Source organism: Streptomyces sp. NPDC002513 (assembly GCF_053595355.1).
In genome coordinates this window covers 60,627-73,199 of record NZ_JBSFXK010000025.1, presented here as the reverse complement: position 1 = coordinate 73,199, position 12,573 = coordinate 60,627, and the positions used below count along the sequence as shown (strand labels likewise).

Here is a 12,573-nt window from a genome sequence, read left to right as displayed (position 1 = left end):
CGCGTACGGGCGTTGTGTCCGCATTCATACCGACTAAAGGGGGCATATCGTTCGCGGGCGACTCTGACGGAATGTCTGGAGGCGGGCGACGTGGAGGGATTGCGAGAGGGGTTCGAGAGGAGCCTGAGAAAGAGATTTGAATTACCTGCGAACGTGATGTGTGGGCCTGGGAACGATCGGAGGTAATTCCTGACGGGCATGCCTCGAATTACTGTGCGGGAAGGCCGAGTCGACGATCACCCGGTGGTGCGCCCGCGCCGCACGCGCGGACGGGATGGCCGACGATGCGTCATGGGCTGCATAGGGCGGGCCGGTTGGTGGCACGATGGTTCTGTCGGGGGTGCGAGGCTTGGCGCCCCCGGGCCGGGAGAGCGGACCGACCGAGGGTGTGATCAGTGTGGCCATTTCGCTGTCAGTGGTGTTGCTGTTGGCGATCATCCTGGTGGTGTTGATCCGGGGCGGCTCGATCAAGGCCGGCCCGGCGATCGTGGCGATCCTGTTCGGTTTCTTCCTCGCCTCGAGCGGCATGGCTCCGTCCATCAGCCGGTTCCTCAACTCGATAGCGGCGACCATCAACTCGATCAGCTTCTGACCGGATGCGGCGACCGGGGCCCGGTCGCACGGCCTGCGCCGCGACGCCGGGTGACCGCACGGTCCACCGGATCCTGCACGGGGCGGCGCCGCTCACGACGGCCGCTCCGGGGGCCGGACTGCCCGGTGCCCCCGCGTGGCCGGTCCGGAAGATCGCTCAACCGGACCTGGCCGTGACCCGGGGTGACCCTGGAGGGCACCCGGCCGCCGTCACGCGGCACGCAGCGGGCGCGGAGAGCTGATCGAGGCCTTCGGAAACGCCTCAGGGCCAGGCAGAGGATCAACCCTCTGACCTGGCCCTGAGCCGTACAGAGCGGGCGACGGGAATCGAACCCGCGTAGCTAGTTTGGAAGATCGCGTATGCGGACGTGCGGTGACCTGGCGAGACGCTGGCCTGCGCGTTTCTGAGCTGGTTGCCGTGACTCCCCGCTGTTCCCCGTGTGGGTACCCCGTCATCGGGCACGCAGGGGGCACGTGTGGCTCTCTGTCGCGTCCTCAGCCCTCCTGCGCCCCCCGAAGCCTGTCCTGGACTCTGCTCGGCTCTCACGCGGCGCTCTGAGCCGCTGTCCTGGTGCACAGGCGGGGAAGCCCATGGACGGGCGGGGCGGCGGGTGCCATGATCACGGTGGCGTCCGGCGTGGGCCTGGCGCGCAGGGGAGGGATCATGAAGCTCTACCTCGCCATACCTCTTGTTCTGCTGGCGTTGCTCATCGCCGCCTCCGGCGTGGCGGCGGTTGCCCGTGGCTGGGTGCTCCCCATGAACCGTCGCCACGTTCGCGGCCCTCACCTCTATGGCTGGGGCCAGCTGGTGGTGGCCTTCGCGCTGTGCTGGCAGGCGGTCTGCGGGCTGGTGATCAGCGACTCGGATACCCGGCTGTGGGGCACCCTGACCGGCAGCGTGATTCTGTTGGTCGGCTTCATCGTAATGGCGGTGGGCCAGCTCGCGGGTGGTAATCGAGAGGGCAACGGCACGCCTTAGCCGCCCACTTCCTTAACCAACAACCCTCCCCAGCTCCCGTCCCGTACGCCGTCGACCCACACACCGTGGAGCGGGCGTGGTTCATGGCGTCCAGGTGGAGCGCGCCACTGTACGGCGGAAGGCCCAGGGAGAGGAAAACGACCTCTCGCCTGGGCCTTCGGCGTACAGAGCGGGCGACGGGAATCGAACCCGCGTAGCTAGTTTGGAAGACTAGGGCTCTACCATTGAGCTACGCCCGCAACAGGATGCGCCGCAGGTCAGTGACCACGGCACAGCAGGCATCGTAGCGGGTCGCCCGCCCCGTAGGCCAACGCGTTGGTCCGCGCGCCCGCCCTTCGGCAAATCGGCCGACGCGACCTGCCCGGGCATGTACCCTACGTGTCGCACCAGACGGGGTGTGGCGCAGCTTGGTAGCGCGTCCGCTTTGGGAGCGGAAGGCCGTGGGTTCAAATCCCGCCACCCCGACCAACCAGCAGGGCAGGTGCCATCCGGCGCCGTATCGCGTGATCGCCTTTTGGGGCGCCCCGTGGCTGCGGTTACTATGCAAGCTGCGCGCCCGTGTGTCTGCACTGCCACGTCTCTCAGGCAGGGGCCCGCGAATCCGCCGAAGGCGCGCCCGTCAGGGCGGAGCAGCTCGGCAGAACCCCAAGAAGTCAGCCACAAGGAGACCGAACCGTGAAGAGCGCCGTGGAGACCCTGAACCCGACTCGGGTTCGGCTCACTGTTGAGGTGCCCTTCGAGGAGCTCAAGGACAGCCTCGACGCGGCGTACAAGAAGATCAACCAGCAGGTCACGGTGAAGGGCTTCCGCAAGGGCAAGATCCCGGCCCGGGTCATCGACCAGCGGTTCGGCCGCGGTGCGGTCCTGGAGGAGGCCGTCAACGACGCGCTTCCCAAGTTCTACACCGAGGCGGTCAACGAGGCCGAGCTGAACCCGCTGGGCCAGCCCGAGGTCGACATCAAGGAGCTGAAGGACAACGAGCTGCTGTCCTTCACCGCCGAGGTCGACATCCGCCCGGCCATCGAGATCCCGGACTACTCCGGCATCGAGGTCGAGGTCGACGCGGTCGAGGTGACCGACGAGGACATCGAGAAGTCGGTCGAGCAGCTGCGTGAGCGCTTCGCGTCGACCAGCCCGGTCGAGCGCGCCGCCGAGGACGGCGACGTCGTCACGATCGACCTGGAGGCCAAGGTCGAGGGCGAGGTCCTCGAGGACGGCGTCGCCAGCGACGTCTCCTACACCATCGGCTCCGGTGAGCTGCTGGACGGCATCGACGACGCCGTGAAGGGCCTGGCGGCCGGCCAGGAGGGCACCTTCACCTCCGAGCTGAAGGGCGGCTCGGCGGCCGGCCAGGAGGCCGAGGTGACGGTCAAGGTCACCCAGGTCGCCTCCCGTGAACTGCCGGAGCTGGACGACGAGTTCGCGCAGCTCGCGTCCGAGTTCGACACGCTGGAGGAGCTGAGGGCGGACAGCCGCAAGCGCCTCGAGAACATGAAGCAGTTCGACCAGGCCACCCAGGCCCAGGAGCGCGTCCTGGACAAGCTGCTGGAGCTGGTCGAGGTCCCGGTCCCCGAGAAGCTCCTCGAGGACGAGATCAACACCCGTAAGCACAACCTGGAGCACCACCAGCTCGCCCAGATGGGTCTGACCCTCGACAAGTACCTGGAGATCCAGGGCAAGACCGCCGAGGAGTTCGAGACCGAGACGCGCGAGGCCGCGATCAAGGGCATCAAGACCCAGTTCGTCCTCGACGAGCTGGTCAACAAGGAGAAGCTGAACGTCAACCAGGAGGAGCTCACCGAGCACCTCATGCGGCGTGCGGCCTCCTCCGGCATGTCCCCCGACCAGTTCGCCCAGGCGGTCGTCGAGGGCGGCCAGGTCCCGATGCTGGTCGGCGAGGTCGCCCGCGGCAAGGCCCTGGCGGTCGTCGTCGAGGCCGCCACGGTGAAGGACACCAACGGCGAGATCGTCGACCTGGACGACGAGGACGAGGCGGAGGGCTCCACGGAGACCGTTGAGGCCGCTGAGGGCGTCGAGGTCACTGAGGCCGCCGAGGAGAAGCCGGAGGCGTAACCCTCCGAGGCCATCGGGCACACCTTCGGGGACCACCGGCCACCGACGACGGGCCCCGGGACGCACCCACGCGTCCCGGGGCCCGTCGTCGTACGCCGCCGGGAGCGGGACCGCCTTCCGGGGCCCCGCGCGGCCGTCTGCCGCAGCGGGATCGGAGGCGGGCCACGGCCGTCGGGGCTACCGTGATCTCACAGGGCCCGGGGCACGGCTCGCGACGGCCGTCGGCCCCGGTCACCGCAGAGCCCACCGCCATGCGCTGACAGCGAACACCCGCGGAAGCGGGATGGCTCCCGACTGCCTGCGCGTTAGGGTCCATGAATACGAGGGCAGGGGAGTTCCCGAAGCCGCCCCGCAGGGGGACGCGCGGGGTCCCACGCCCCAGCAGAACACGTGAGACGGCTCCGCGCCGTCGTAAGACGAGCAGGTGGATACGTGACGAATCTGATGCCCTCCGCCGCCGGCGAGCCTTCCATCGGTGGCGGCCTCGGTGACCAGGTCTACAGCCGGCTGCTCAACGAGCGGATCATCTTCCTCGGTCAGCCGGTAGACGACGACATCGCCAACCGGATCACCGCGCAGCTGCTGCTCCTCGCTGCCGACCCGGACAAGGACATTTACCTCTACATCAACAGCCCTGGTGGTTCCATCACGGCAGGCATGGCGATCTACGACACCATGCAGTACATCAAGAACGACGTGGTGACGATCGCCATGGGCATGGCGGCCTCCATGGGCCAGTTCCTGCTCAGCGCGGGCACTCCGGGCAAGCGCTTCGCCCTGCCCAACGCCGAGATCCTGATCCACCAGCCCTCGGCCGGCCTCGCCGGCTCCGCGTCGGACATCAAGATCCACGCCGAGCGGCTGCTGCACACCAAGAAGCGCATGGCCGAGCTCACTTCCTTCCATACCGGCCAGTCGGTCGAGCAGATCACCCGCGACTCGGACCGCGACCGCTGGTTCGACGCGGAGGAGGCCAAGGTGTACGGCCTGATCGACGAGGTCATCACCACCGCTGCCGGCATGCCGGGCGGCGGAGGCACCGGGGCGGGCTCGTAAGGGCTCACCGGGCCTGTACGGCCGGCGGAGACCCTCAGGGCGCCGGGTCGGCCCCCTGCGCCCGGCGAAGCCCCTGAGGGCCCCACCAGGCCCCGTAACGGCTCCCAGCGCCCCTTCAAGCCCCAGCCACCGCCTCAGCCCTTATCAGGAGACATCGTGAACGACTTTCCCGGCAGCGGCCTCTACGACCGCACGCGTGCCGAGTACACCGGCCCCTCGGCCGAGTCCCGTTACGTCATTCCCCGCTTCGTGGAGCGCACCTCGCAGGGCATCCGCGAGTACGACCCGTACGCGAAGCTCTTCGAAGAACGCGTGATCTTCCTGGGCGTCCAGATCGACGACGCCTCGGCCAACGACGTCATGGCGCAGCTGCTGTGCCTGGAGTCGATGGACCCCGACCGGGACATCTCGATCTACATCAACAGCCCCGGCGGCTCCTTCACCGCGCTCACGGCCATCTACGACACGATGCAGTTCGTGAAGCCGGACATCCAGACGGTCTGCATGGGCCAGGCCGCCTCCGCCGCGGCGGTGCTGCTGGCCGCGGGCACCGCGGGCAAGCGCATGGCGCTCCCGAACGCCCGTGTGCTGATCCACCAGCCCTACAGCGAGACCGGCCGCGGCCAGGTCTCCGACCTGGAGATCGCCGCCAACGAGATCCTCCGGATGCGCGCGCAGCTGGAGGAGATGCTGGCGAAGCACTCGAACACGCCGATCGAGAAGATCCGCGAGGACATCGAGCGCGACAAGATCCTCACGGCCGAGGACGCTCTGTCGTACGGCCTGATCGACCAGATCATCTCCACCCGGAAGATGAACAACACCTCGGTCCGCTGAAGCGAACCGCCGCCGGGCCCGTATCGTCGGCCGCCTCTTGGCATGGTGTGAAACGGTGCACGTCAAAGTGAACCGTGCCAAGGGGGGCCCGAACGGGGGGCCCGGCAAGGTACCGTCGGATATAAGGCAGCACCAGGAGCCGCTGGACGTAAGGCGTCTCCCAGGCGAAGGGGAAGCACACCGTGGCACGCATCGGTGACGGCGGCGATCTGCTCAAGTGCTCGTTCTGTGGCAAGAGCCAGAAGCAGGTCAAGAAGCTCATCGCAGGCCCCGGTGTGTACATCTGCGACGAGTGCATCGATCTCTGCAACGAGATCATCGAGGAAGAGCTCGCCGAGACGAGCGAGGTGAGCTGGGAAGAACTCCCCAAGCCCCGCGAGATCTACGAGTTCCTCGAGGGGTACGTGGTCGGCCAGGAGGCGGCCAAGAAAGCGCTGTCCGTCGCGGTGTACAACCACTACAAGCGGGTCCAGGCCGGTGAGAACGGCGGGGCCCAAGGCCGCGATGACGCCATCGAGTTGGCGAAGTCGAACATCCTGCTGCTGGGCCCCACGGGCTCCGGCAAGACTCTTCTCGCCCAGACCCTGGCCCGCATGCTGAACGTGCCCTTCGCCATCGCCGACGCGACGGCGCTGACGGAGGCGGGCTATGTGGGCGAGGACGTCGAGAACATCCTCCTGAAACTGATCCAGGCCGCCGACTACGACGTCAAGAAGGCCGAGACGGGCATCATCTACATCGACGAGATCGACAAGGTGGCCCGCAAGAGCGAGAACCCCTCGATCACGCGCGACGTCTCCGGCGAGGGCGTCCAGCAGGCCCTGTTGAAGATCCTGGAGGGCACGACGGCGTCCGTGCCTCCGCAGGGCGGCCGCAAGCACCCGCACCAGGAGTTCATCCAGATCGACACGACGAACGTGCTGTTCATCGTGGGTGGCGCGTTCTCGGGCCTGGAGAAGATCATCGAGTCCCGGGCCGGCGCGAAGGGCATCGGCTTCGGCGCGACGATCCGCTCCAAGCGGGAGCTGGAGTCCAAGGACCAGTTCGAGGACGTCATGCCCGAGGACCTGGTGAAGTTCGGGATGATCCCGGAGTTCATCGGCCGTCTGCCGGTCATCACGAGCGTGCACAACCTCGACCGCAAGGCGCTGCTGCAGATCCTCGTCGAGCCGCGCAACGCCCTGGTGAAGCAGTACCAGCGGCTGTTCGAACTCGACGGCGTGGAGCTGGACTTCGAGCGCGAGGCCCTGGAGGCCATCGCGGACCAGGCCATCCTCCGCCAGACGGGCGCCCGCGGTCTGCGCGCCATCATGGAGGAGGTCCTCCAGGCGGTGATGTACGAGGTGCCGTCCCGCAAGGACGTGGCCCGCGTGGTCATCACCGCCGATGTGGTCCTGTCGAACGTGAACCCGACCCTGATCCCGAGGGACGCGCGCGGCCGGGGTCCGGGGGAGCAGAAGACGGCGTAACCACCGTCCGGGCCACCGGACGTGGCAGGGGCCCCGGCCGATCGGCCGGGGCCCCTTCGCGGCCCCGGCCTTCGCCGCCTCGGTCTACGTCGTCGTGGCTCCGGCCGTCGCGGTGCGACGCGTCACGCCTTGACGCGCACGTCGTCGCGGAGCCTGGCGGCGAGGTCCGCCGTCCCGGCGACCGTGCCTCCGTCGCCGGCGGCCATGGAGGCGACGCTGAACACCGTGACGTCGACCACGGTGCTGTGGTCGCCCCAGATGCAGATGGGCAGGGTGAAGCTCTTCGCGGCGCCGGTGGCCGAGCCCGACGACTCGTCGTTCTCGAACTGGGCCAGCTGGCACTTCATGATGGCGCCCGAGAAGCCGGCCGGGTGCACCGTCTCCGGGCTGCCGAGCAGTTTGCCCTTGCTCGTCCTGTCCTTGTCGGCCGCCGCCTTGATCTTGGCGAACATGGCGTCCACGACGGCCTCGGGCTCGGCGATGGTGCCGTAGACGCCGCCGAAGGTGAGGTTCTTGGCCGAGACGCCCGTGCCGTTCTGGTACGCGGCGCTGACGTCCTTGGGGTTCTTCACCCCCCATTTCTCGAAGTCCGCGAGGTCGTCCTGGGTCATGGCGTCCGGGGAGCCGCGGCCGTCCGCCTTCTTGTACGTGCCGTCGATGACCGCCGCCGGCGTCGTCAGCTTGTGCGGGCCGTCGTCGGCGACCGAACCGCCACCGCCACCGTTGCCGCCGAGCACCAGGTACGCGCCCACCGCGATCGCCGCCACGACCGCCACCGCGGCGATGATCAGCACCGCCTTCTTCCTGCCGCCGCCCGGCGCCGGCGGCTGCGGCACACCGTAGGGCTGCTGGCCGTACGGGGGCTGGCCGTAGGGCTGGACAGGAGGCTGGCCGAACTGCTGCGCGGGCGGCTGCTGGCCGTAGGGCTGCGCGGGCGGCTGCTGGCCGTACGGCCCTGCGGGCGGCGGCTGCTGGGCGTACGGGTTCTGCTGCTGGGGCGGGACACCCGCCGGGGCCTGCGGGGGATAGCCGTAGCCGGGCTGGGGTGCCTGCGACGGCGGGCCGTAGGGGCCCGGCTGACCGTACGGTCCGGGCTGCTGGGGCTGTCCGCCGTACGGGCCCGGCTGGTTGCTGCTCATCGTCTGGGTTCCCCTCCAGATGCTTATGCGTGTCCGACATCCTGGCGCAACCGGAAGGCCCCGGGGGCGCCGGAGGGTTCACCGTTACCGAAGAATCCCGTTTCGGGACGGGGTCGTGACACCCCTAAACTGACCCCGTGACCGAGAACGCTCAGCAGCAGCCACCAGCGACCGCCACCGAACTGCCGACCCAGTACGCGCCGGCCGACGTAGAGGGGCCGCTGTACGAGCGCTGGGTAGAACGCGGCTACTTCGAGGCGGACGAGAAGAGCGACAAGCCGCCCTACACCATCGTCATCCCGCCGCCGAACGTCACCGGCAGCCTGCACCTCGGACACGCGTTCGAGCACACGATCATCGACGCCCTGACCCGCCGCAAGCGCATGCAGGGCTACGAGACGCTGTGGCAGCCCGGCATGGACCACGCCGGCATCGCCACGCAGAACGTCGTGGAGCGGGAGCTGGGCAAGGAGGGCAAGTCGCGCGACGACCTCGGCCGTGAGGCCTTCGTCGAACGCGTCTGGCAGTGGAAGGCCGAGTCCGGCGGACAGATCTCCGGACAGATGCGGCGCCTCGGCGACGGTGTCGCCTGGACCCGTGAGCGCTTCACCATGGACGAGGGGCTCTCCCAGGCCGTCCAGACCATCTTCAAGCGCCTCTACGACGACGAGCTGATCTACCGCGCCGAGCGCATCATCAACTGGTGCCCGCGCTGTCTGACCGCGATCTCGGACATCGAGGTCGAGTACCAGGACGACGACGGCGAGCTGGTCTCCATGAAGTACGGCGAGGGGGACGACACCATCGTCGTCGCCACGACCCGTGCCGAGACCATGCTCGGTGACACCGCCGTCGCCGTCCACCCCGACGACGAGCGCTACCAGCACCTGGTCGGCAGGCTCATCAAGCTGCCGCTGACCGACCGCTCCATCCCGGTCGTCGCGGACGAGCACGTCGACCCCGAGTTCGGCACCGGCGCCGTCAAGGTGACCCCCGCCCACGACCCGAACGACTTCGAGATCGGCCAGCGCCACGGCCTGCCCGCCATCACCGTGATGGACGAACACGCGGTCATCACCGTCCACGGCCCCTTCCAGGGCCTGGACCGCTTCGAGGCCCGCTCCGCCATCGTCGCCGCCCTGCGCGCCGAGGGCCGGATCGTCGCCGAGAAGCGGCCCTACGTCCACTCGGTCGGCCACTGCTCGCGCTGCAAGACCACGATCGAGCCGCGCCTGTCCATGCAGTGGTGGGTCAAGGTCGGCCCGCTCGCCAAGGCCGCCGGTGACGCGGTCCGCGAGGGCAAGGTCACGATCCACCCGCAGGAGATGGAGAAGCGGTACTTCGACTGGGTCGACAACCTCCACGACTGGTGCATCTCGCGGCAGTTGTGGTGGGGCCACCGCATCCCGGTCTGGTACGGGCCGGACGGCGAGGTCGTCTGCGTCGGCCCGGACGAGGAGCCGCCGAGCGGCGCGGGCTGGCACCAGGACACCGACGTCCTCGACACCTGGTTCTCCTCCGGCCTGTGGCCGTTCTCCACCTTGGGCTGGCCCGAGCAGACCGAGAGCCTCGCGAAGTTCTACCCGAACTCCGTCCTGGTCACCGGCTACGACATCCTCTTCTTCTGGGTCGCCCGGATGATGATGTTCGGCCTGTACGCGATGGACGGCACCCCGCCGTTCCGCACCGTCGCCCTGCACGGCATGGTCCGCGACCAGTTCGGCAAGAAGATGTCGAAGTCCTTCGGCAACGCGGTCAACCCGCTGGACTGGATGGACAAGTACGGCTCGGACGCGCTGCGCTTCACCCTGGCCCGCGGCGCCAACCCGGGTGTCGACGTCCCGATCGGCGAGGACTGGGTCCAGGGCTCCCGCAACTTCGCCAACAAGATCTGGAACGCCACGCGGTTCGCGCTGATGAACGGCGCGACGGTCCAGGGTCCGCTGCCGGACGCCGCGCGCATGTCGGCCACGGACCGCTGGGTCCTGTCCCGGCTGAACTCGGTGGTCGCCGAGGTCGACGCGCTCTACGACGACTTCCAGTTCGCCAAGCTGTCCGACACCCTCTTCCACTTCGCGTGGGACGAGGTCTTCGACTGGTACGTCGAACTGTCCAAGACGACGTTCCAGGCGGGCGGCGAGCCGGCCGAGGTCAGCAAGCGCGTCCTCGGCGAGGTCCTCGACGTCACGCTGAAGCTGCTGCACCCGATCGTCCCGTTCGTCACGGAGACGCTGTGGACCACCCTCACCGGCGGCGAGTCGGTCGTCATCGCCGAGTGGCCCACGGACAGCGGCTTCCGGGACGAGGCGGCCGAGCGGGAGATCGAGACCCTCCAGTCGGTCATCACCGAGGTCCGCCGCTTCCGCGCCGACCAGGGTCTCCAGCCCGGCCAGCGCGTCCCGGCCCGGCTGACCCTCGACGGCACGGCGCTCGCCCCGCACGAGGCCGCCATCCGCCAGCTGTTGCGTCTGCAGCCGGAGGGCGAGGACTTCACGGCCACGGCGACCCTGCCCGTCGCGGGCGCCACGGTCGCGCTGGACCTGTCCGGCACGATCGACGTGGCGGCGGAGCGCAAGCGGCTCGCCAAGGACCTGGCCGCGGCGGAGAAGGAGCGGCAGCAGGCCGAGGCCAAGCTCGGCAACGAGGCCTTCCTCGCCAAGGCGCCGGACCAGGTGGTCGAGAAGATCCGCACCCGGCTCGCCAAGGCGCAGGAGGACATCACGCGGATCCAGACCCAACTGGACCGGCTTCCCTCCGCCTGACCACCGTCTCTTCCCGGTCCCGCCGAGCTTCGGCTCGGCGGGACCGACGCGGACGAGGCCGACCGCGGCGCCGGTGAGCTGGAACCGGCGGCGTCCCGATCGACTCCGGGGGCCAGGGCCACGTTCGTCACCGGCGCTCCGTAGACTGGCCCCGTGAGTGACCTGCCGCCGCGCGACCCCAACGAGAGCGATCCCTTCGAGGAGATCGTCGAGGCCGAGACCACCCGTGACCCCGATCTCGCGGTGATCGAGGCCGGCAGCCGCACCCTGCGCACCCAGGGCGGCCTGCCGCAGGCCGAGGTGCCCGCGCGTCCGGCCGACCCCGGGGTCGACCAGGCCCTGCGCGAGGTCGAGGCCGAACTGGCCACCCGCTGGGGCGAGACCAAGCTGGAGCCGTCCGTCAGCCGGATCGCGGCGCTGATGGACCTCCTGGGGGAGCCGCAGCGGTCGTACCCGTCCATCCACATCACCGGCACCAACGGCAAGACCTCCACCGCCCGTATGATCGAGGCCCTCCTGGGCGCCTTCGAACTGCGCACCGGCCGGTACACGAGCCCGCACGTCCAGTCGATCACCGAGCGGATCAGCCTCGACGGCGCTCCCGTCTCCGCCGAGCGGTTCATCGAGACGTACCAGGACATCAAGCCGTACCTGGAGATGGTCGACGCCTCGCAGGAGTACCGGCTGTCCTTCTTCGAGGTCCTCACGGGCATGGCGTACGCGGCGTTCGCGGACGCGCCCGTGGACGTCGCGGTCGTCGAGGTCGGCATGGGCGGGAGCTGGGACGCCACCAACGTCATCGACGGCGACGTCGCCGTCGTCACCCCCATCGACCTGGACCACACCGACCGGCTCGGCGGCACGCCCGGCGAGATCGCCGAGGAGAAGGCCGGCATCATCAAGCAGGACGCCACCGTCATCCTGGCCCAGCAGCCGGTCGACGCGGCCCAGGTGCTGCTGAAGAAGGCCGTGGAGGTCGACGCCACCGTGGCCCGCGAGGGCCTGGAGTTCGGGGTCCTCTCCCGGCAGATCGCGGTCGGCGGCCAACTGCTCACCCTGCGCGGCCTCGGCGGTGAGTACGACAACGTGTACCTGCCGCTGCACGGCCCCTACCAGGCCCACAACGCCGCCGTGGCGCTCGCCGCCGTCGAGGCGTTCTTCGGCGTGGGCCCCCAGCGCCCCGAACCGCTGGACCGCGACACCGTCCGCAAGGCGTTCGCGTCGGTGTCCTCCCCGGGCCGTCTGGAGGTGGTCCGCCGCTCCCCGACCGTCGTCCTGGACGCCGCGCACAACCCGGCCGGCGCCCGCGCCACCGCCGAGGCGGTGAGCGAGGCGTTCGACTTCAGCCGGCTGATCGGGGTCGTCGGCGCGAGCGCCGACAAGAACGTCCGGGGTCTGCTGGAGGCGTTCGAGCCGGTCTTCGCCGAGGTCGTGGTCACCCAGAACTCCAGCCACCGGGCGATGGACGCCGACGAGTTGGCCGCGATCGCCGTCGAGGTCTTCGGCGAGGAGCGCGTCCAGGTCGAGCCGCGGCTGCCCGACGCGCTGGAGGCCGCGATCACGCTCGCCGAGGAGGAGGGGGAGTACGCGGGCGCCGGCGTGCTCGTCACCGGCTCCGTCATCACCGTCGGCGAGGCCCGACTGCTCCTGGGGAAGGGCTGACTCCG

At 69.3% G+C, this 12,573-nt stretch carries 9 protein-coding genes and 2 tRNA genes; 9 read left to right on the top strand and 2 right to left on the bottom strand.

What is annotated here, in order from left to right:
* The first annotated feature begins 397 nt into the window (after positions 1-397).
* Both ACWD5Q_RS18470 and ACWD5Q_RS18465 read left to right on the top strand, forming a co-directional pair.
* Positions 398-592, top strand: coding sequence for a hypothetical protein (locus ACWD5Q_RS18470; RefSeq protein WP_451428064.1), 195 nt, complete (start codon positions 398-400; stop codon positions 590-592).
* A 663-nt stretch (positions 593-1,255) separates the two neighbouring features.
* Complete coding sequence (locus ACWD5Q_RS18465) at positions 1,256-1,570, top strand: hypothetical protein (protein WP_451428063.1); 315 nt, start codon at positions 1,256-1,258, stop codon at positions 1,568-1,570.
* A 168-nt stretch (positions 1,571-1,738) separates the two neighbouring features.
* Here the strand turns inward: ACWD5Q_RS18465 and ACWD5Q_RS18460 are convergent.
* Positions 1,739-1,809: transfer RNA gene (locus tag ACWD5Q_RS18460), tRNA-Gly, on the bottom strand.
* A gap of 152 nt (positions 1,810-1,961) precedes the next feature.
* Between ACWD5Q_RS18460 and ACWD5Q_RS18455 the strand changes: the two genes are divergently transcribed.
* From ACWD5Q_RS18455 to clpX, 5 genes are all read left to right on the top strand, one after another.
* Positions 1,962-2,038, top strand: a tRNA-Pro gene (locus ACWD5Q_RS18455).
* Between the two features lie 207 nt (positions 2,039-2,245).
* On the top strand, positions 2,246-3,643 hold the full coding sequence (gene tig, locus ACWD5Q_RS18450) for a trigger factor (protein WP_451428062.1): 1,398 nt from the start codon (positions 2,246-2,248) through the stop codon (positions 3,641-3,643).
* A 444-nt stretch (positions 3,644-4,087) separates the two neighbouring features.
* A complete protein-coding gene (locus ACWD5Q_RS18445) occupies positions 4,088-4,699 on the top strand; it encodes an ATP-dependent Clp protease proteolytic subunit (RefSeq protein ID WP_355140846.1) in 612 nt (203 codons plus the stop codon).
* A 156-nt stretch (positions 4,700-4,855) separates the two neighbouring features.
* Positions 4,856-5,536, top strand: a complete 681-nt coding sequence (locus ACWD5Q_RS18440; protein ID WP_451428061.1) for an ATP-dependent Clp protease proteolytic subunit — start codon at positions 4,856-4,858, stop codon at positions 5,534-5,536.
* Between the two features lie 182 nt (positions 5,537-5,718).
* Positions 5,719-7,005 carry an ATP-dependent Clp protease ATP-binding subunit ClpX gene (gene clpX, locus ACWD5Q_RS18435; protein ID WP_451428060.1) on the top strand — a complete coding sequence of 429 codons (1,287 nt, stop codon included), beginning with the start codon at positions 5,719-5,721 and terminating at the stop codon, positions 7,003-7,005.
* A gap of 122 nt (positions 7,006-7,127) precedes the next feature.
* Here the strand turns inward: clpX and ACWD5Q_RS18430 are convergent, their stop codons facing one another.
* Positions 7,128-8,144, bottom strand: coding sequence for a hypothetical protein (locus tag ACWD5Q_RS18430; protein WP_451428059.1), 1,017 nt, complete (start codon positions 8,142-8,144; stop codon positions 7,128-7,130).
* 137 nt (positions 8,145-8,281) lie between these two features.
* On the opposite strand from ACWD5Q_RS18430, the gene ACWD5Q_RS18425 reads away from it, so the two are divergent.
* The gene (locus ACWD5Q_RS18425; protein ID WP_451428058.1) at positions 8,282-10,906 is read left to right on the top strand and encodes a valine--tRNA ligase; all 2,625 of its coding nucleotides are present in this window, start codon (positions 8,282-8,284) and stop codon (positions 10,904-10,906) included.
* Between the two features lie 153 nt (positions 10,907-11,059).
* Entirely contained in the window at positions 11,060-12,568 is a 1,509-nt protein-coding gene (folC, locus tag ACWD5Q_RS18420) for a bifunctional tetrahydrofolate synthase/dihydrofolate synthase (RefSeq protein ID WP_451428057.1), read from the top strand.
* Positions 12,569-12,573: the final 5 nt, after the last annotated feature.